The sequence below is a fragment of the Rhizobium sp. TH135 genome, assembly GCF_002855515.1.
GTDB lineage: Bacteria > Pseudomonadota > Alphaproteobacteria > Rhizobiales > Rhizobiaceae > Allorhizobium.
In genome coordinates, this window is record NZ_PKRP01000002.1 from 132,049 (window position 1) to 152,292 (window position 20,244).

General features: G+C 62.2%; 17 protein-coding genes, 1 pseudogene and 1 riboswitch. Of the genes and pseudogenes, 13 read left to right on the top strand and 5 right to left on the bottom strand.

The features are described 5' to 3' along the window. Positions 1 to 46: 46 nt before the first annotated feature. Positions 47 to 1,177, bottom strand: coding sequence for an ABC transporter substrate-binding protein (locus tag C0V73_RS05720; protein WP_102019054.1), 1,131 nt, complete (start codon positions 1,175 to 1,177; stop codon positions 47 to 49). 125 nt (positions 1,178 to 1,302) lie between these two features. Here C0V73_RS05720 and C0V73_RS05725 point away from each other — a divergent pair, with 125 nt between their 5' ends. From C0V73_RS05725 to C0V73_RS05740, 4 genes are all read left to right on the top strand, one after another. Then, positions 1,303 to 2,106, top strand: coding sequence for a class I SAM-dependent methyltransferase (locus tag C0V73_RS05725; protein ID WP_102019055.1), 804 nt, complete (start codon positions 1,303 to 1,305; stop codon positions 2,104 to 2,106). A gap of 130 nt (positions 2,107 to 2,236) precedes the next feature. Continuing rightward, complete coding sequence (locus C0V73_RS05730) at positions 2,237 to 2,971, top strand: GntR family transcriptional regulator (RefSeq protein ID WP_348627171.1); 735 nt, start codon at positions 2,237 to 2,239, stop codon at positions 2,969 to 2,971. 36 nt (positions 2,972 to 3,007) lie between these two features. Continuing rightward, on the top strand, positions 3,008 to 3,763 hold the full coding sequence (kduD, locus tag C0V73_RS05735) for a 2-dehydro-3-deoxy-D-gluconate 5-dehydrogenase KduD (protein WP_102019056.1): 756 nt from the start codon (positions 3,008 to 3,010) through the stop codon (positions 3,761 to 3,763). Positions 3,764 to 3,794: 31 nt separating this feature from the next. Further along, complete coding sequence (locus C0V73_RS05740; protein ID WP_102019057.1) at positions 3,795 to 4,709, top strand: sugar kinase; 915 nt, start codon at positions 3,795 to 3,797, stop codon at positions 4,707 to 4,709. Positions 4,710 to 4,724: 15 nt separating this feature from the next. Here the strand turns inward: C0V73_RS05740 and C0V73_RS23045 are convergent, their stop codons facing one another. Next, entirely contained in the window at positions 4,725 to 4,892 is a 168-nt protein-coding gene (locus C0V73_RS23045) for a hypothetical protein (RefSeq protein ID WP_172450072.1), read from the bottom strand. A gap of 310 nt (positions 4,893 to 5,202) precedes the next feature. On the opposite strand from C0V73_RS23045, the gene C0V73_RS05745 reads away from it, so the two are divergent. Beyond that, positions 5,203 to 6,282, top strand: coding sequence for a PAS domain-containing protein (locus C0V73_RS05745; RefSeq protein WP_245407892.1), 1,080 nt, complete (start codon positions 5,203 to 5,205; stop codon positions 6,280 to 6,282). Between the two features lie 27 nt (positions 6,283 to 6,309). Here C0V73_RS05745 and C0V73_RS05750 read toward each other — a convergent pair whose 3' ends face one another. Both C0V73_RS05750 and C0V73_RS05755 read right to left on the bottom strand, forming a co-directional pair. After that, complete coding sequence (locus C0V73_RS05750; protein WP_102019058.1) at positions 6,310 to 7,602, bottom strand: pilus assembly protein; 1,293 nt, start codon at positions 7,600 to 7,602, stop codon at positions 6,310 to 6,312. Between the two features lie 94 nt (positions 7,603 to 7,696). Continuing rightward, entirely contained in the window at positions 7,697 to 8,158 is a 462-nt protein-coding gene (locus C0V73_RS05755) for a helix-turn-helix domain-containing protein (RefSeq protein WP_102019059.1), read from the bottom strand. 128 nt (positions 8,159 to 8,286) lie between these two features. On the opposite strand from C0V73_RS05755, the gene C0V73_RS05760 reads away from it, so the two are divergent. The 8 genes and pseudogenes from C0V73_RS05760 (at position 8,287) to atzF (ending at position 19,264) form a co-directional block, all read left to right on the top strand. Then, the gene (locus C0V73_RS05760) at positions 8,287 to 9,186 is read left to right on the top strand and encodes an SDR family oxidoreductase (RefSeq protein ID WP_102019603.1); all 900 of its coding nucleotides are present in this window, start codon (positions 8,287 to 8,289) and stop codon (positions 9,184 to 9,186) included. A 276-nt stretch (positions 9,187 to 9,462) separates the two neighbouring features. Continuing rightward, a riboswitch (guanidine-I (ykkC/yxkD leader) is annotated at positions 9,463 to 9,570 on the top strand. Positions 9,571 to 9,645: 75 nt separating this feature from the next. Further along, a complete protein-coding gene (locus tag C0V73_RS05765) occupies positions 9,646 to 10,719 on the top strand; it encodes a putative urea ABC transporter substrate-binding protein (RefSeq protein WP_102019604.1) in 1,074 nt (357 codons plus the stop codon). A gap of 72 nt (positions 10,720 to 10,791) precedes the next feature. Continuing rightward, complete coding sequence (locus tag C0V73_RS05770; protein ID WP_102019060.1) at positions 10,792 to 11,610, top strand: ABC transporter permease subunit; 819 nt, start codon at positions 10,792 to 10,794, stop codon at positions 11,608 to 11,610. Continuing rightward, positions 11,607 to 12,456: pseudogene (locus tag C0V73_RS05775) on the top strand (ABC transporter ATP-binding protein). The gene C0V73_RS05770 and the pseudogene C0V73_RS05775 overlap by 4 nt, the downstream one beginning before the upstream one ends. Further along, on the top strand, positions 12,434 to 13,261 hold the full coding sequence (locus tag C0V73_RS05780) for an urea amidolyase associated protein UAAP1 (RefSeq protein WP_172450074.1): 828 nt from the start codon (positions 12,434 to 12,436) through the stop codon (positions 13,259 to 13,261). The pseudogene C0V73_RS05775 and the gene C0V73_RS05780 overlap by 23 nt, the downstream one beginning before the upstream one ends. Positions 13,262 to 13,275: 14 nt before the next feature. After that, positions 13,276 to 13,929 carry an urea amidolyase associated protein UAAP2 gene (locus tag C0V73_RS05785; RefSeq protein WP_102019063.1) on the top strand — a complete coding sequence of 218 codons (654 nt, stop codon included), beginning with the start codon at positions 13,276 to 13,278 and terminating at the stop codon, positions 13,927 to 13,929. Beyond that, on the top strand, positions 13,929 to 17,465 hold the full coding sequence (gene uca, locus C0V73_RS05790; protein WP_102019064.1) for an urea carboxylase: 3,537 nt from the start codon (positions 13,929 to 13,931) through the stop codon (positions 17,463 to 17,465). The genes C0V73_RS05785 and uca overlap by 1 nt, the downstream gene beginning before the upstream one ends. Then, positions 17,465 to 19,264, top strand: coding sequence for an allophanate hydrolase (gene atzF, locus C0V73_RS05795; RefSeq protein ID WP_102019065.1), 1,800 nt, complete (start codon positions 17,465 to 17,467; stop codon positions 19,262 to 19,264). The genes uca and atzF overlap by 1 nt, the downstream gene beginning before the upstream one ends. A gap of 49 nt (positions 19,265 to 19,313) precedes the next feature. Here the strand turns inward: atzF and C0V73_RS05800 are convergent, their stop codons facing one another. Further along, positions 19,314 to 20,225: an SMP-30/gluconolactonase/LRE family protein gene (locus C0V73_RS05800; protein ID WP_102019066.1), complete on the bottom strand. Its 912-nt coding sequence runs from the start codon at positions 20,223 to 20,225 to the stop codon at positions 19,314 to 19,316. Positions 20,226 to 20,244 lie beyond the last annotated feature (19 nt).

Consider the following 20,244-nt stretch of genomic DNA (forward strand, 5'->3'; position numbering starts at 1 on the left):
CCCTCAAGGGCAAGCGGCCGGCGGTTTCCCGCCGGCCGGATGGGTATCAGGAGCCTGCCTTCAGCGAGGCAAAGTAGCCGGGCTGATAGTCCACCGGCAGGAAGCGCTCATGCATTTCCTTGAAGGTGGCGTCCGCATCGAGATCCTTGAACAGATCCGGGTGCAGCCACTTGGCGATCTGCTGCACGGCAACGAACTGGTAGGGGCTGTTGTAGAACTGGTGCCAGATGGCATGCACATTGCCGTCCTTCACCGCCTTGATGTCGGTGAAGCCGGGGCGCTTCATCAGCTCGGAGAGCTTGCGTTCAGCCTCTGCCTTGTCAGCACCCGGACCCACGCCGATCCATTTGCCGCCGGGAACGTAAAGCTCCCAGTTGGAGCCGGTCACGATGACCTGGTCGGGATTGGAGGCGATGATCTGCTCAGGATTGACGGTGCCGAATGTGCCTGGGATGAAGTCCTTCGCCATGTTCACGCCACCGGCGAGTTCGACCATCTTGCCGAAGTTCTCGTTGCCGAAGGACATGCAGCAATCGTCGGAATAGCCACCGGCACGTTCCATGAAGACGACAGGCTTCTTCAGGTCCGTCTGCTTGGCCAGAACGTCGGTAACCTTGGCGATCTGCTCGTCATGGAACTTCACGAATTCCTCGGCGCGTTCTTCCTCGCCGAACAGCTTGCCGATGATCCGCATGGAATCGTCGGTGTTCTCCATCGGCTTCTCGCGGAAGTCGATATAGACGAGCGGAATGCCGACAGCGGCGAGCTTCTCGATATAGCCGCTTTCCTCGGTAGCCGATTTCGCTTCCGTGTTCATGATGATGACGTCAGGCTTCAGCGCGACCGCCTGCTCGATGTCGAAGGTACCGTCCTTCATCCCGCCGAAGGTCGGGATCTTCTCCATCTCCGGATACTTCTTCAGATAGATGTTGTAGCCGTCGAGATCGGCCTTCTTGAAGTCGTCGCGCCAGCCGATGACGCGGCCAAACGGATTGTCGGTGTCGAGCGCTGCGGTGAAATAGATCTGCCGACCTTCACCCAGGATGACGCGTTCCACCGGAACGCTCACTTCGACTTCACGACCGGTGATGTCCTTGATCTTCACCGTCTCGCCGGCCAGCGCGACGCCTGAAAAAAGGGCGAGCGAAATCGCGGCGGCAGACGCCACCTTCTCCATTTTGAACACGATCAGTTCTCCTGCTTGTGATTATGACGTGATCTAGATTTTTATGACTTTAACAGTCAAGAATTATCTTTTAGAAGTATTCCAGCCTCTCAGTCCCGATCCGAAAGAACACGAAAATGCAGGCCGTTAGCTCTCTTTCCAACCATGACCTTCGCGACGAAATCAAAGCCTACTGGTCACTCCGCGCCGAGACATTCGACACCCAGCCAGGTCATGAGATCTTTTCCGAAGAGGAGAGGGCTGCCTGGCACGCCCTGTTCCGCAAGCATTTGGGAGAGGGAAAGTCGCGAGCGGCCCTCGACCTCGCCTGTGGCACGGCCGTTATTTCCCACCTGCTCGACGACCTCGGCTTCAAGGTGACTGGCCTCGATTGGGCAGAGCCCATGCTGGAGCGGGCACGTGCGAAGGCTGTGGCTCGCGGGCGAAACATCCGCTTTCTCATGGGCGATGCCGAGCGCACGATGGAGGCGGATGACTCCTATGATGTGATCACCAATCGCCACCTTGTCTGGACGCTCGTCGACCCCCTCTCATGCTTCCGGGAATGGCACCGCGTGTTGAAGCCCGGCGGCAAGCTGGTGATCGTCGACGGTGACTTCGTCAACACGTCGAGGCTCACTCGCTTGCTCAAGGCAGCGACGAGGTTCGCGAGCCGTGTCGGTCTTGCTCGCGATGCCATGCACGGCGCGCCCAATGCCGATATGGCAGAGACACACAACCGGATCTTGTCGCGCGTGCATTTCTCCGGCGGTGCCCATGCCGATGCCGTCGCAGATCTGCTCAAGGAAGCCGGCTTCTCCACGGTCACGATCGATCAGGACATGCGGGCGATCCATAAAGCCCAACGCAAGAACTTCTCCTTCTTCAAGGGGCTGGAGCGCGGCACGCAGCACCGCTACGCGATCTGCGCGGAGAAGTGATCGGCACCTTGGGTGCCTTCGACGCCGGTAGATTTAATGGTCGCCTCGGCGTAGTCGCCGGTGCCTGCCAGCGCGCGGATTTACACGCACCCGCAACTGATATACTAGTATTTCAGTTGCGGGAGGACGCATGTCGGAACAGAATGTCAGAGGCTTGAAAATGATGGCGGTTCCGCCAGAGCACCAGCGCGGCAGGACCCGCGCCGGCAGAGCTGCGACGCAAATTCATGCGACATTGCGCGACGAAATCGTCAGCATGAAATTCAAGCCGCTCGACATGCTGAACGAAAAGCAGCTGGGGCAGCGCTTCGGCGTCAGCCGCACACCGGTACGCGAAGCCCTTCTTCGTCTGGCAGACGAGGGTTTGGTGGAGATCTATCCCCAGTCGGGAACCTTCGTCTCACGCATCCCGCGCCGGGCGCTCTACGAGGCGATCCTCATCCGTCGGGCGCTCGAGGCGACCACGGTATCCCTCGCAATCGTTGCGATGAAGGAGAATGACCGGTTAGCAGAGCTTGAGGACAATCAGGCATCCCTTGTGAAGGCGGCGGAAGCCAACGACATCGCGGGCTTCCATCAGATCGATACCGAATTCCATCAGCTGATCGCCGAGATCGCCGGCTATCCCGGGATCTGGGCAGTAGTCGCGCAGGTCAAGGTCCAGATCGACCGCTATCGCTATTTCACCCTGCCGCAGAAGGGCCGCCTCGATCTCGTGATCGCCGAGCATGCGGCGATCATCGATGGCATCCGCCGCCGGGATGATGGCGCCGCCGTTCTAGCGATGAGCCAGCATGTCGGACGCCTCACCGAAGAGCTTGAAGACATCGAGCACCTCGACCCCAACCTCTTCCTCGACCTCTAGAGCGCTCACCTTGCGACATATTCCGGGAGTTGCACCATGAAGCCAAACTTCGACCTTTCCGGCCGCACGGCCATCGTCACCGGCGCCAATACGGGCATTGGCCAGGCTATTGCCGTGTCGCTGGCAAGCGCCGGGGCGGCTATTCTCGGTGTTGGTCGATCGAGCATGGCTGAAACCGAAGCGCAGATTGCTGATGTCGGCGGGCGCTTCGCGTCCTTCTCCGCCGATCTCTCGACGATCGAGCCCGTTGACGCCATTGTTGACGCTGCTGTCGAAGCGTTCGGATCCGTGGACATCCTCGTCAACAATGCCGGTATCATCCGCCGCGCCGATGCCATCGATTTCACGGAGGCGGATTGGGATGCGGTCATGGATGTCAATCTCAAGACCGCGTTCTTCCTGTCCCAGGCTGTGGCGAAGCGCATGATCCCGAACGGTGGCGGCAAGATCATCAACATCGCATCCATGCTGTCCTTCCAGGGCGGCATCCGGATTCCGTCCTACACCGCCTCCAAGAGTGGCCTTGCGGGTCTCACCCGGCTGCTTGCCTGCGAATGGGCGGGCAAGGGCATCAATGTGAACGCAATCGCCCCAGGTTATTTCGTCACCAACAACACGACGGCCCTGCGCGAGGATGCCAAGCGGTCGAGCGATATCCTGGCGCGCATCCCCGCCGGTCGCTGGGGAGACCCGCAGGAGCTGGGCGGCGCGGCCGTCTTCCTGGCATCGGATGCAGCTGCATATGTTCATGGCACGATCCTGCCCGTCGACGGCGGCTGGCTGGCGCGCTAAGCAGAATCAGAACGACAGGAGGGGGGAAGGCATGGGACGGATCGTATCGATTGGCGAATGCATGGGGGAGCTGTCGGAGACCGGCACGCCTGGAACCCTCAACATGGGCTTTGCCGGTGACACCCTCAACACGGCCTATTATCTCCGCCGCAGCCTGGGGCCTGATTGGCAGGTGGATTATGTCACAGCCATCGGCACCGACGGTCTCTCACAGAGAATGCTGGACTTTCTGAAGGCCGAAGATATCGGCACCCACCATATCGCCCAGCTCGCCGACAAGACGATCGGCCTCTACTATATCACCCTGAAGGACGGTGAGCGGAGCTTCACCTATTGGCGGAGCGACAGCGCCGCGAAGAAGCTTGCGAGCGATCCCGCAGCCCTTGCCCGCGCACTGGACGGGGCCGATCTGGCCTACTGGTCCGGCATCACGCTGGCCATCCTGTCAAACCAGGATCGCCTCGCCCTGATCGAGGCATTGAGCCAGTTCGCCGGTCGTGGGGGCACTGTCGTATTCGATCCCAATCTGCGGCCGCGGCTTTGGGACAACCCGGAGAGCATGCGCGGCTGGATCCACCGCGCAGCCGCGGTGAGCGACCTTTGCCTTCCCTCCTTCGAGGATGAGGCGACCTGGTTCGACGATGCCGATCCTGAAGCCACGATCAAACGTTATCTGGCGGAGGGTGCGCGGCGTGTGGTCGTGAAGAATGGTGCGGGTTACGTGACCTTTGCGGGCAGCAATGGCGAAATATCGACATCTGCCATCCCGCCTGTCGAGCAGGTCGTCGACACGACGGCGGCTGGCGACAGCTTCAATGCGGGCTATCTGGCTGCAGAACTCGCCGGCGCGTCGGTCGCGGATGCGATTACGGCCGGGGCGAGGTTGGCGGCGAACGTCATCGGCGCGCGCGGCGCATTGGTCCCGGACGCAGTCAGGCCGTCGTAACGGCCCGGCTATGCGTCAGAGCGGGGCTCCACCGCCGAACAGCGTGAAATAACCCCAGGCTGCCACGAGTGCTGCGGCGACGCCGACCCAGGTGAGGGCTTTCCGCGCCGTCGGCGAAACCGTCATTTTCGGCTTGGGCGGCTTGTCCTCGGGTGGACGCTCGAATTTGATGACGTTCGACATTCAGGTTTCTCTCATGCTGCTTTCGGGCGCTTCATCAGCTTCCTGCCATGATCGCGGGGCCGCGACAAGTCTGCTCAATCGGCCGCCACCGTTCTCTGCATCAAGAACAATTCGACGGCGATACACGCCCTCGCAGACGCCAGCTGTGGTGACTTGCCGCAGGGTTGCGCCTGTCTAATACCAATGTGTCAATTGGCACTTGTCGACCGCTCCTGGCGCCGTTAGCGTTCTTTTGGCAGGCGAAGAAGGCGTTGAGGCGCAGACGTCGATACCCCTTCGCAGATGGCATGATGGACGCGACTAGACTGACATGAGAAGCTTTCTTGAACCTTCCGCCCAGGCTGAAGCGAACCAAGGCCAGGATGGGGATCTGTATGCGACGGCTCGCAGAGTTTCCGGCGTCTCATCGGCCCACTTCCTGAAGCTGCTGGAAGAGCGCGGCACCACCGGATTTTGGACCTGCGATCTTCTCACTGGGCAATGCACCAGCAGCCCGGGGCTTCTGCGAGTGATGGGTCTGGAGACGCCGCAGCCCTTCCGAATGCAGGATCTTCTCGATCAGGTTCACCCCGAAGACAGATCGCGCTGCGAGGACCTCTGGCCCCTCATTCGTTCGGGCGTGCCGGTAAACCGCAATTTTCGGATCATTCGTGGCGATCGAACGGTCCGCTGGGTCGAATTCCGTTCGGAAGTCGTGCTCGATGCCGACCAGCGCCCAGTTCGGGCCATTGGCTTGCTGCAGGATGTCTCCCAGGAGCACGAGAACCGCCAGGCGCTGGATGAGAGCCTCGGGCGTTACCGAGCGCTGATCGGCTCCGTCGCGACTATGGAATGGCGCGCAACAGCCAGTGGCGAACCCGTGTTCTCGAATGGTTGGACTGCACTGACAGGCCAGCGAGAATCCGAATTTTTGAACGGCAACTGGGTGAGCGCAATTCACCCGGACGATCGGGAGCCGATGATGGCGGCATGGCAATATGCCGTAGCCAATCTCACGCCCTACGAGGCCGACCAGCGGATACGCAAGGCCGATGGCGAGTATGAGTGGTTTCACGCTCGCGCGGTGCCGATCCTGCACAAGAGTGGCCGCCCGCACGAGTGGCTGGGCATGATCATCGACCACCGCGAGTTCAAGAGACTGGCGAATGGAAAACCTGCCGTCGGCACAACCCTGACACCGATGCAGATCCGGGCCGGCCGCGCCATGCTGCAATGGACGTTGGACGATCTCTCCCGGGAATCCGGCGTGTCCGTCTCCTCGATCCGCCGTATCGAGGGCGAAGGGGAGCGCTCCACGCGCCCCACCTCGCTTTCGGCAATACGGCAGGCGCTCGAACGCCATGGCCTGATCTTTTCGGATGGCAATGGCATTTCGATGGGCCCGGCCTGATCATTCACATGAACAGGCCGGCAACCGTCAGCTCGCAAGGCGCGGTGTGGCGACGATCTTGAGGAAGAGCGCGTTCATCGCCTCGGTGATCCCCTGGCTCGGGCTGACTTCGAAGAAGAGCCCCGGCGATGCACAGGATTGCATCCGTGTCGGGATCTGGCTCTGGAACGGACTGATCCACTTGTTGTACCAGTCGTTGGTCGGCAGCGGCAGATAGGTCGTGTAAAGAACGGCGATCCGGTAGCCCTTGCTCTTCAACGCCTCGCATTGCGTGGTGTCGATCGGTTCCTGACAGCGCCCGTTCGTCGTCTTCTTGGTGCAGCTGCTGGGCTTGTAGGCATCGCCTACGCCGTCGGAGACGAAGAAAAGGATCTTCTCCGGATTGCCGGCCGACGAGCCGGTTCCTGCCGTCCCCATAAGCTCGCCGATGTTCTTCAGCGCCCGGTCGAAATCGGTCTGCTGGTCGTTGTCATACCCTTGGTACGGGATCGACATGAGCCCAATCCCGGATGCGCTCGCCTTGACCTGGTCGAGATTGTCGGTGAGGGACGCAACCTGAAGAAGCTTGGTGTCCTCGGCCTTCTCGCCGAAGGTATAGACCGCCATGCGGTATTGATTGGAGCTCTTGCGCGAGCTCTTTGCCGTCTCCATCAAGGCCGCAGTCGCCTTGGCGACGACGTCGATGCGGATGGTGACGCCCAACCTCTTGGCGAGGTAATAATAGCTGTTCTTGTCCTCCACGCCGTCTTTGACGATATGGCAGGCGAAGGCGCACTTGTCCCTGGTGTTGTCGACCATCTTGGTCACGTCGGCCGGGGTGGCCCCGACGCCCATGGATGGGGTGTTGTCGAGAAGAAGGTAGAAGTCGCGGAACGTATCCGTCTGGAACACGGCTTCCGCCCTGCCGCCTACGGTAACATCGGACTGGCCAAGGATGCGGGCAAGCGATGTAGGAACCGTCGCATCGAAGGTGAAGATCGCCTTCACCTGCGTGCCGGTTTTCACCACATCCACATCGAAGTTCTTGAGCTCGTACTCTTCAGACATCTTGGCGTGTCCGATGAAGACTTTCTTTGCGTCCTCGATAGCTGCGGACAATTGCCCATCTGACTTCATCTGCATGGCCTGCATGACACCTGCGGAGGTTTCCGCGACGGCAGCAATCGCCGCCGCATCGGCGGCAGCCTGCAGCGTGCTTCGCACTATCAGTGCATTGCTGATATCGATCGCAAAACCGGCAACGCCGATGACTGGCACCAGCATCAGCGCCGTCATCACACCAAAGTTGCCGCTGCGGTCACGGAAAAAACGCCCTAGCATAAATTACCCCCATAAAGTTACGGGTAATTTAGAGGCGTCTTGTGTCGATTTCGTTCATCTGCATGGTTACGGAAATGCTATCGGCCCTCGTCGATCAGGCGGCCGCCACCTTTTTCTTCGCAGGCGGGTTGTCCGCATCGTATGTGGCGCGCGCTTCGCGGATGCGTCCATGATGCTCAGCCGTCCACACGACCAGTGCCGCCACCGGCCCCAGCAAGGATTGTCCGAGTTCCGTCAATCGGTACTCGACGCTCGGCGGCTGTGTCGGAAATACCTCGCGATGGACAAGCCCATCACGCTGCAGGCTCCGCAAGGTGCCCGTCAGCATCGCCTGCGAGATATCGGGTATCGCCCGCTTCAACTCCCCGAAACGATGCGGCTTCAAGCCGAGTGTTTGCAGGATGAGCGACGCCCACTTGTCACCGATGTGAGAGAAGACGTCGCGGACCGGGCAGTTCGCCGCGTCGAACACTGTATTGATTGGTTCTCTCATCATGGCCATCGCCGTTCCGATCGCCGCCGTGTAATCGGGCTGTGTCTTGGCATGTGCGGTCATGGGTATCGTCCTCAGAACCTGGTTCTAAAAAACTGCCTACTTTACGGCAGAATGCTGATCTGTAATTTAGACCTACTCTGAAATTTAAACCAGCCCTAAAATTCATGGGCACATCGAACGGAACTGACATGACAGCCAAGTATCTCGTCACCGGCGCATCCGGCCAGCTCGGCCAGCGCGTTCTTCATCACCTCCTGGCCACGGAAGCCGTGCCGGCTTCCGACATCATCGCGGCAAGCCGCAAGCCTGAACAGCTGGCTGATCTCGCGGCCAAGGGAGTTCAGACGCGTCGCGTGGATTTCGACGACGCAGCCTCCATGCAGGCCGCATTTGCAGACGCACAGCGCGTGCTGATCATCAGCACGGACACGCTCGATCGCCCGGGTCACCGTCTGGTGCAGCACCGTGCAGCTGTCGCCGCTGCCGAAAAGGCTGGCGTCCAGCATCTGCTCTACACCTCGATGCCCGAGCCCAAGAATTCGCCGCTGCTCTTCGCACCCGACCATGAAGGCACAGAAGCTGCCATCGAGGCGAGCGCGCTGCCGGCCTGGACGATCCTGCGCAACAACTGGTACTTCGAAAACGTGATGATGAGCGCCGGTCCGGCACTCGCCTCGGGCCACTGGTACTCGGCGGCCGGCGAAGGCAAGGTTGCCCACATCCTGCGCGATGATATCGCCCGTGCCATCGCCGCAGCACTCGTTGCAGCCGGCAGCGAGAAGAAGGTCTACACGCTGACGGGATCCACGTCCTACACGCATCGCGAAATGGCTTCGCTGATCTCCGCCGCCGCCGGCAAGGAAATCGCAGTCATCGATGTCCCGGTCGAAGGGCTCGTGCAGGGTATGGTCGGTGCAGGCCTGCCGGAACCTGTTGCACGCGTTTTCGCCTCGATCGATACCATGGTCGGCCATGGCGGTCTGGCGCACATCACCGGTGACTTCAAGGCACTGACGGGCGTTGAACCCCAGAGCTTCGAGGCATGGGTCGAGAGCCAGTCCGGCGCTTTCAAATCCATGGTCGCCTGACATTCCCTATCGGCCTCCGCCGGGCCGATCCGGACATGTCATATCCCACACATGGCATGACCGAGGACCGCCCGTCCCCCTGGACGGGCGGTTTTCGCATGAATCAGGTATTGGGGCGAAAATCTCCTGATTGGCGTAAACGTTCGTTCTGCCTCTTTCTCAGGCATGGCTGCCTTCCACACATGCATCGGTGACGATCAGAACCGGCTGGAGAGCCGGTTTTGCCGTGTCTGGAGCCAGAAGCAGACTTGGCACGCCCCTTGCTCCTTTATTCGCAGAGTTAGCCGCTAGGGTTCCGGCGCCGCAGGGCGTGGCTGGTCCGAGAGCGGCTCCCGATGGAGAGACATCCCATCGGGTGCACGGCGGGACAAAAGCCCGGGAGACCTCGTAAGCCAAGGGATTGGCGGCGCGATGGTCCATGCCGATCCCTTTTCGAAGACGCAAAAGGGGAATTTCTACATGCAGACTGTCAAGACACTCCTGTCGATCACGGCGCTGGCTGGCGCTCTCGCCTTCAGCCAGATGACACCGGCCGAAGCCGCGCCGAAGAAGGATTTCAAGGTCGCCTGGTCGATCTATGTCGGCTGGATGCCCTGGGGCTATGCCAACGACACCGGCATCGTGAAGAAATGGGCCGACAAATACGGCATCAACATCGAGGTCACGCAGTTCAACGACTACGTGGAATCGATGAACCAGTATACCGCCGGTGCCTTTGACGCGGTGACGCTCACCAACATGGATGGCCTGTCGATCCCGGCCGCCGGCGGCGTCGACACGACAGCCGTCATCGTCGGCGACTTTTCGAACGGCAACGATGCACTGATCCTGAAGGACAAGGACAAGCTCGAGGATGTGAAGGGCCAGAACGTCAATCTCGTCGAGTTCTCGGTTTCCCACTATCTGCTCGCCCGCGCGCTAGAAAGCATCGGCTCCTCCGAGCGCGACGTGAAGGTGGTCAACACCTCGGATGCCGATATGGTCGCCGCCTACCAGACGGCTGACGTCACGGCGGTCGTCACCTGGAACCCGCTGGTCTCAACGATCCTGGAAGACGCCTCCGCCAAGAAGGTATTCGATAGCTCGCAGATCCCGGGCGAGATCATCGACCTGATGGTCGCCAATACCGATGTGCTCAAGGACAACCCTGACTTCGGCAAGGCGCTGGCCGGGATCTGGTACGACACGATGGTCGTCATGACGGCCGATACCGAAGAGGGCAAAGCAGCCCGGACCGCGATGGGAACAGCTTCCGGCACGGACCTCGCCGGCTTCGAAGCCCAGATGGCCGCCACCAAGCTCTTCGACAAGCCGGCTGATGCGGTGGCCTTCACCGCCTCCCCGGATCTGTCCAAGACCATGGATCTCGTCCGTACCTTCCTCTTCGACAAGGGCCTTCTTGGCAGCGGCGCGCCGTCTGCCGATGTCATCGGTATCGAACTGGCAGACGGCTCGGTTCTTGGCGACAAGGAGAACGTCAAGTTCCGCTTCACCACCACCTACATGGACGCGGCCGCCAAGGGCGCGCTCTGAGGCAGATCCATGCCGCCCGGTTGACCCTGTCGTCCGGGCGGCTCCCGCCTCCCTGAAATCCTGGAGTGGTCGATGCGATGGATCAATGCTCATCCCGGAAATGGCGCGCGCCTGACGCTCGTGCTTCTGCCCTTCGTGCTGGTGCTTGGCGCCTACATGATCGGCTCCGCCGAACGGCTCGCCGAGAACCCGAACGACAAGCTGCTGCCCGGTTTCGCTGCCCTCTGGGAGGGTATAAGCCGTATGGCCTTCACGGCTGACGTCAGAACCGGCGATTACCTGCTCTGGTCGGATACCTGGGCGAGCCTGGGGCGCCTTTTTGCCGGGCTTGGCATCGCCACCGCGATCGCGCTGCTCCTCGGCCTCGTCATCGGCATCCTGCCCTATGCACGGGCAACTCTCTCTCCCTTCGTTGGTGCCATCTCCATGGTCCCGCCGCTGGCGCTCCTGCCGATCCTCTTCATCGTCATGGGCCTCGGCGAGGCGTCGAAGATTGCATTGATCGTCATCGGTGTCGCACCGATCATGATCCGCGATCTGGCGCTGACGGCGACATCGCTGCCGCGCGAGATGATTGTGAAAGCCGAAACGCTTTCCGCCTCGTCCTGGCAGATCGCGTTGCGTGTGGTGCTGCCGCAAATCCTGCCGCGCCTGATCACCACGCTCCGCCTGCAGCTCGGCCCCGCCTGGCTCTTCCTGATCGCAGCCGAAGCGATCTCCTCCGACAGCGGCCTCGGCTATCGCATCTTCCTCGTCCGTCGCTATCTCTCGATGGACGTCATCTTCCCCTATGTGCTCTGGATCACGCTTCTCGCGATCCTCACCGACATCCTGCTCGATCGCTTGCGCATCGCGGTCTTCCCCTGGTCCGAACTGGAGAAGGGCAAATGAGCGCGCTCTCAGTTCAGAACCTCTGGAAGGAATATGGCGACCAGATCGTGCTGGAGAATGTCTCGATCGAGATCGAATCCAGAGCCTTCGTCGCGCTGGTCGGCCCGTCCGGTTGCGGCAAGTCCACCTTCCTGCGCCTGCTGCTCGGCCAGGAGCGCCAGACCAAGGGCGAGATCCTGCTCGATGGTTTGGCCCTGCCGCAGGAGCCAGGGCCTGACCGCGGCGTCGTCTTCCAGCGCTACTCGGTCTTCCCGCATCTGACCGTTCTCGGCAATGTCATGCTCGGCAAGGAGCTGAAAGCCTCCCGCTTCGCCGCCCGCCTGTTCGGAGCCGCGAAGCGCACGGTCAAGGACGAAGCCCGAGCGATGATCGCGGCGGTCGGGCTTGCCGGCTCCGAGGACAAGTATCCGGCCCAACTCTCCGGCGGCATGCAGCAGCGGCTGGCGCTCGCCCAGGCGCTGATCATGCGGCCCAAGGTTCTGCTGCTCGACGAACCTTTCGGCGCGCTTGATCCCGGCATTCGGGCTGAAATCCATACGCTGATGAAGACGCTCTGGCACGAAGCGCCGATGACCGTCGTCATGGTCACCCATGACATGCGCGAGGCCTTCACGCTGGCGACCCGCGTCGTTGCCTTCGAGCGTCCCCGCGACCGCCCGGAGGAAAAGCTCCGCTACGGCGCAACGATCACCCGCGACATCGCCATCTGGCCGCCCCGCAAGGCGGGCGAGGCCTCCCTCTTTCGCCCCGACCGGGACGGCCCGGTCTCTTCAAAGGGTCAATAGCCGGGACGACCCGGCCAACGAAACCACTGGAGATGACAATGCATATCCGACGTTCCCCTGAAGAGATCGCCGCCAACCGCGCGCGCTACGAGGAGCATCAGAAGAAGGGGCTGGAATTCGCACCGAAGGCGCTGCCGGCCAAGAGCGTAAAGCCCGCGCCCGCAATTGCTGCCGACAAGATCGTGCACCAGGAAAACCTGCCCGGCGGCTGGTACTGGTGGACCCGCGTCAAAGCCAACGAGACGCTGCGCATCGCGCTCGACGAAGGTTTGTCGACCGTATCGGTCGTCGCCTGGAATGCCGAAGACCCGACCGAGCGCATGAACCTGCCTGATACCGTCAAGGTGCAGTGGACCACCGGGCTTGGAAAGGGCCGTGTCATCTTCTCCGACATGGGCAAGGTCATGTTCTCGATCACCGAGGACAGCTCCGGCGCTCATGACGTGCTGATGGGCGGCTCGACAGCATCCTCGAACGCGAAGAACTATGCCGGCCAGAACGGCCCGGCACTGCGCAACACCCGCGACAACTTCGTGCTGATCGCGACTAAGGCCGGCCTCGACAAGCGCGACATTCCGGCGGCTCTCGCCCTTTTCGCACCCGTCCGCGTCGATGCCGATGGCAAATTCGAGTGGAAGCCGGAACTCGTTGCCGAAGGCGACTATGTCGATCTGCGCGCCGAGATGGACATGATCGTCGGCTTCTCGAATTGCCCGCATCCGCTCGACCCGAACCCGATCTATGCCCCCAATCCTGTGACCATCACCCGGATCGCGGCCATTGAACCGACGGCGGATGATCTGTGCCGAACGGCGACCGCTGAAGCCGTCAGGGGCTTTGAAAACAACGCCTTTGCGGCCCTGTGAGAGGAGAGGCGATCATGACCCATTTCATCCAGACTTCTCCCGCCCGCACGCTCTCCAACACCGCGCAGGATCACTACATCGCTGCCGAAGCACCCTTCTCGACCTTCATCAAAAAGGGCCAGGTGGTCCGCATCGAGGACACCTATGGCCAGCAGGCCGTCGATACGCTCTTCTACAACGCCCATAATTTCTCCGAGCGCTATTCCAGCCAGGACACCATGCGCGAACAGGGGGCGGCCTATATCTCCACTGGGACCAAGGTGATCTCCAACGAAGGCCGTGTGATGCTGACGGTCACTGCCGACAGCTGCGGCCGGCACGATACCTCAGCCGGCGCCTGTTCCTGTGAGAGCAACACGGTCCGCTTCGGCCATTACACGAAATACCTGCATGCCTGCCGGGACAACTTCGTCATCGAGGTTTCCAAACATGGCATGAGCAAGCGCGATGTGGTGCCGAACATCAACTTTTTCATGAACGTGCCGATCGAACCCTCAGGCGAAATGACCATAGTCGACGGCATTTCCGCCCCCGGCGACTATGTCGAGCTGAAGGCAGAGATGGACGTGCTGCTCGTCATCTCCAATTGCCCGCAGATCAACAACCCCTGCAACGGCTTCGATCCCACGCCGATCCGGGTGCTCGTCTGGGACGACGAGGCGGCCTGATGTTCAAGAAGGTCCTGATTGCCAATCGCGGCGAAATCGCCGTGCGCGTCATCAAGACGCTTCAGAAGATGGGGATCGCAAGCGTTGCGGTCTATTCCGATGCCGACCGCTTTTCGAAGGCTGTCCTGATGGCCGACGAGGCGGTGCGCCTCGGCCCCGCACCCGCCAGCGACAGCTATCTCAACGTCGATGCCGTGATTGCCGCCTGCCGTCAGACGGGTGCGCAAGCCGTGCATCCCGGTTATGGCTTCCTCTCCGAGAACATCGGCTTTGCCGAGCGGCTGAAGGCGGAGGGCATCACCTTTATCGGTCCAACGCCGGACAATATCTCCGCCTTCGGCCTGAAGCACACGGCCCGCGAACTGGCCAAGGCGAGCGGCGTGCCGCTTTTGCCCGGCTCCGGCCTACTCGACAGCCGGGAAGAGGCGCTCTCCGCAGCGGAGCAGATCGGCTATCCGGTGATGCTGAAATCGACAGCCGGCGGCGGCGGTATCGGCATGCAGCTCTGCGACAATGCGGAGGCGCTTGCCGCAGCCTTCGACAGCGTCCAGCGCACGGCGAAATCCAGTTTCGGCGATGCTCGCGTCTATCTCGAACGCTTCGTTTCCAAGGCCCGCCATGTCGAGGTGCAGATCTTCGGCGACGGTAAGGGCAGGGTGATTGCGCTCGGCGAACGCGACTGCTCGCTGCAGCGCCGGAATCAGAAGGTCATCGAAGAAACCCCGGCCCCGGGGCTGTCCGATGCCGTGCGCCAGCGCCTGCACGCCGCTGCCGTGTCGCTGGGCCAGCAGGTGGCGTATGCCTCCGCCGGCACGGTCGAATTCATCTATGATCCCGCCCGCGAGGAATTCTATTTCCTCGAGGTGAACACCCGTCTGCAGGTCGAGCATCCGGTCACGGAAGCCGTCTTCGGTGTGGATCTCGTCGAATGGATGATCCGCCAGGCCGCCGGCGAAGATGTGCTGACGGGCAAGGAAAATCTTGTGCCAAGGGGCGCGGCTATCGAAGCGCGCCTCTATGCCGAAATGCCCCATGCCGGCTTCCGCCCGAGTGCCGGGCTGCTGACCGAAGTGGTTTTCCCCGAGGGCGTTCGTGTCGATGGCTGGGTGGAGACGGGAACCGAAGTCACGCCTTTCTACGATCCGATGCTGGCCAAGGTGATTGTCTCGGGCGCGGATCGGGATACGGCCATTGCGGCGCTCTCCTCCGCACTGCAAAAAACCTCGCTTGCCGGCATCGAGACCAACCTCGAATATCTGAAGGCGATCGTCGCCTCCGACCTGTTCCGCAGCGGCGATGTTGCGACCACGGCCTTGAAGGATTTCGCCTTCGTGCCCGATGTCGTCGAGGTGATCTCCCCCGGCGCGCAATCGAGTCTGCAGGAGCTGCCGGGCCGCCTCGGCCTCTGGCATGTCGGCGTGCCGCCCTCGGGCCCGATGGACGAACGCTCCTTCCGCCATGCCAACCGGCTCGTCGGCAACCACGATCATACGGCGGCTCTGGAACTCACCGTCTCGGGGCCGGTGCTGAAATTCTTCTCCGACACCGTGATCGCGCTCGCTGGCGCGGTCATGCCGATGAAGCTCGACGGCGTCGAGCTGCCCCACAATCAGGCGATCCAGGTCAAGGCCGGCCAGACGTTGGCCATCGGCAGCATCACCGGTGCCGGCCAGCGCGCTTATCTGGCGGTCTCCGGCGGCTTCGATGCACCCTTGGTCATGGGCTCCCGCGCCACCTTCGGCCTCGGCCAGTTCGGCGGCAATGCCACCGGCACGCTGCGCGCAGGCCATGTCTTGCGCCTAGCACGCCGGAGCCAGGCCGATGTCCTGCCGGCAACCCAGCCGGCTGAACTGACCCGCGAATGGTTCGTCGGCGTGCTCTATGGTCCACATGGCGCGCCCGACTTCTTCCTGGAGGAAGACATAGAGACACTCTTCTCGACGCCTTACGAGGTGCATTTCAACTCGGCGCGCACGGGTGTCCGCCTGATCGGCCCGGCCCCGAAATGGGCGCGCACCGATGGCGGCGAGGCGGGGCTTCACCCCTCCAACCTGCATGACAACGCCTATGCGATCGGGGCGATCGACTTCACCGGTGACATGCCGATCATCCTCGGCCCCGACGGCCCAAGCCTCGGCGGCTTTGTCTGCCCGGCAGTGATTGCTCGCGACGAGCAGTGGAAGATGGGTCAGTTCAAGCCGGGAGATAAAATCCGGTTTCATGCCGTGGTGCGAGCAAGCGATCCGCTCGCGGGGCCGACAGTGAAGCGCATATCGGAAGCAGCGGGGTCGGCAGTTGTCGGAGCGACAGAGGCGGGCACCGTTCCCGTGGTCTATCGCCGACAGGGCGATGACAACCTGCTTGTCGAATACGGCCCGATGCAGCTCGATATCGGCATCCGTATGCGCGTCCATCTGCTGATGCAGGCGGTCAAGGAGGCGCGGCTTCAGGGCCTGATCGATCTGACGCCTGGCATCCGCTCGCTGCAGATCCATTATGACAGCACCACGCTGTCCCGCTCGAAACTCTTGGGCGCCCTCGCCGAGATCGAGAAGAGCCTCCCTCCGGTCTCCGCCGTCAAGGTGCCGAGCCGGACCGTCTGGCTGCCGCTCTCCTGGAACGATCCGGATGCAGAACTGGCCATGCGCAAGTATCAGGAGCTCGTGCGCCCGAACGCGCCCTGGTGCCCCTCCAACATCGAGTTCATCCGCCGCATCAATGGACTCCCCGACGAGCAGGCGGTGAAGGACACGATCTTCAACGCCTCCTATCTCGTGATGGGCCTCGGCGATGTTTATCTCGGCGCGCCGGTTGCCACCCCCATCGATCCCCGCCATCGACTGGTGACGACGAAGTACAATCCGGCCCGCACCTGGACGCCGGAAAACGCCGTCGGCATTGGCGGCGCCTATATGTGCATCTATGGTATGGAGGGGCCGGGCGGCTATCAGCTCTTCGGCCGCACGATCCAGGTCTGGAACACCTGGCGGCAGACGGATGTCTTTGCCAAGGACAAGCCCTGGCTGCTCGATTTTTTCGACCAGATCCGCTTCTTCCCCGTGAGCCACGAAGAACTGACGGAAGCCCGCGCCGCCTTCCCGCATGGCGGCTATCCGATCCGCATCGAGGAGGGCACCTTCTCCTATGCCGATTACGAGGCGGAGATGGCCCGCAATGCAGAGAGCATCGGCGCCTTCAAGCAGGGGCAGCAGGCGGCCTTTGAGGCAGAGCGAAAGCGCTGGAAGGACGAGGGGCTCGACTCGTTCCAGGTGGATGACGGCGCAGGCGTTAGCCTCGGCGGCGATATCCCCGAAGGCTGCTTCGGGGTGGAAAGTGCCGTGCCCGGCAATGTCTGGAAACTGCTGGTCGAGGAAGGCCAGTCCGTGCAGGCTGGGGATACGCTTGCCATCATCGAGTCGATGAAAATGGAAATCACCGTCACCGCCCATGCCCCCGGCACAGTCCGGGACCTGCGTGCCGGGCCGGGTCGCAACGTCAAGGCCGGCGATGTCCTGGTCATCTTGGAGGATTTGTAATGCTGCCGACTATTCTTGATCTCGCTTCGCTCAGGGCCGCCTATGCCAGCGGGCTGACCCCTCTCGATCTCGTCGAGGAGGTGATCGCCCGCCGCAAGGCCTCCGACGATCCGGCGGTCTTCATCACGCAGACGCCGGATGATGATTTGCGGGCAGCCGCAAGGGCCCTGATGGAGCGCGCGCCGGAGCCGAACAGTCTGCCGCTATGGGGCGTGCCCTTCGCCGTGAAGGACAATATCGATGTCTCCGGCCTGCCGACCACGGCAGCCTGCCCGGCCTTCGCCTACCAGCCGGAGAAGGATGCCACCGTCGTTGCGAGACTGAAGGCTGCGGGCGCCCTCGTCATCGGCAAGACCAATCTCGACCAGTTTGCCACTGGCCTCAACGGCACGCGGTCTCCGTATGGTGCCCCGCGCTCCGTCTTCGACAAGGCCTATGTCTCCGGTGGCTCCTCCTCCGGCTCGGCGGTCACGGTCGCGGCGGGTCTCGCAAGCTTTGCGCTCGGCACCGATACCGCAGGTTCCGGCCGCGTGCCCGCCGCCTTCAACAACCTCGTCGGCATCAAGCCGACACCCGGCCTCGTGCCGAATGTCGGCGTCGTGCCGGCCTGCCGCAGCGTCGATGTCGTCACGGTCTTTGCTGCAACGGTCGGTGATGGCGTCGCGATCCGCAGGGTGATGGATGGCTATGACGCCGGCGATCCCTATTCCCGCAAGGCGTCGCCTGTGGCCCTGCCGGGTTCAGGCCTGCGCATCGGTGTGCTCGAAGGAGCCGAGCGCGAATTCTTCGGAAACAAGGCCGTTGAAGCCCTCTACGATCAGGCGATCGAGCGGGCAAAATCGCTCGGCGCAACCATCGTCCCCTTCGACTACGCGCCGTTCCGCCAGGCGGCCGAACTGCTCTATAACGGCCCCTGGGTCGCCGAACGTCTGGCGGCAGTGAAGGGGTTCATCGGCACCAATGCCGATGATTTCGATCCGACAGTGCGCACCATCATCGAGGGTGCGAGGGGTTACGACGCGGTCGCGGCTTTCGAGGGCCAGTACAAGCTCGGCCATCTCCGCCAGAAGGCACTTGTCGAATGGGAGAAGCTCGACGTCCTCATGCTGCCGACCTCGCCGACCACCTATACAGTCGAGGCGATGCTTGCAGACCCGATCGTCAAGAACAGCCATTTCGGTCGCTACACCAACTTCGCCAATCTCTTCGGTTATGCAGCAATCGCCGTGCCGGGCGGCTTCGGCTCGGATGGCCTGCCGAGTGGCGTGACCTTCTTCGGCCCCTCCTTCTCCGACGATGCGCTGGCCCCCTTTGCCGATGCCATGCACCGCGCTTGCGCCTCCGGCATGGGCAAGGACAAGACTGCAGCCCTGCCGGAAGCCTCGAAGGTGGCCGAACCGGACGATGGCCTTGTCACCATCACGGTCGTCGGAGCGCATCTGACCGGCATGCCGCTGAACCACGAGCTGACAGGCCCCGGCGGGAAGCTGGTGAAGACCTGCCGCACAGCCGGCGACTATCGCCTCTTCGTCCTGCCGAATACCACGCCGCCCAAGCCGGGCCTGATCCGCGAGCCGGGCTTCGCCGGCAAGGGACTGGAGGTGGAGGTCTGGAAGGTGACGCCCGCTGCCTTCGGCCGCTTCGTCCAGAACATCCCTGCACCCCTCGGCATCGGCAAGGTCACGCTCGACGATGGCGCCCAGGTCTCAGGCTTCCTCTGCGAGCCCTATGCCATCCAGGGCGCGCAGGAAGTCACGGATCTCGGCGGCTGGCGCGCCTATATCGCGTCGAGGAAGTGATCGGCTGTTGACGCCTGCCTGAGCGCAGGCGCCAATACGACACTTCGACTCAGGGCACCTGCGCCCCCCGCGTCGCGGTGTAGATCGCATAAAGCGAGGTCGAGGCCGTGATGAATAGGCGGTTCTTGCGCGGTCCTCCGAAGGTCAAATTGGCGACCGCCTGCGGCACGAGGATTTTGCCGAGGAGCGTGCCGTCGGGGTGGAAGCAGTGCACGCCGTCGGCAGCGCTCGACCAGAGGTTCCCCTCGACATCCGTCCGCATGCCGTCGGGAATGCCCTTGTCGATATGGGCGAAGACCCGTCCATTCGTCAGCCGCTTCCCATCCGTCACATCGAACACCCTGATATGCCGCGGCGCGTCCGGTTTGTGGCTGGCGCCGGAATCGGCGACGTAGAGCAGTTTCTCGTCGGGCGAGAAGCAGAGCCCATTCGGCTGCAGGAAGTCGTCGACCATGACGGAAAGCTCACCAGTCGAAGGATCGAGCAGGTAGACGTTTCGGCTCGCCTGTTCCTCGTCGGCCTTGTAGCCTTCGTAGTCGGAGAGGATGCCGTAGGACGGGTCGCTGAACCAGACGCTGCCATCCGACTTGACCACCACGTCATTGGGGGAATTCAGCCGCTTGCCCTGGTAGTGATCGGCAAGCGTCGTGATCGTGCCGTCGATCTCGGTGCGGATGACGCGACGCCCGCCGTGCTCGCAGGAAACGAGCCGTCCCTCCCGGTCGCGCGTATTGCCGTTGATGAAATGCGACGGCGCGCGATAGACCGAGATGCCGGCCCCCTCGATCCAGCGCAACACGCGCTCGTTCGGAATATCGCTGAACAGCAGATAGCCGCCATCATTGAACCATACGGGACCCTCGGCCCATCGGCAACCGGTGTAAAGCTCATCCAGGCCGGCGCTGGACACAAGCAGGTCGCAGAAGCGGGGGTCACGGATCTCGTAATGCGGGTTTTCCATAGGACGATCCTGGCAGGGC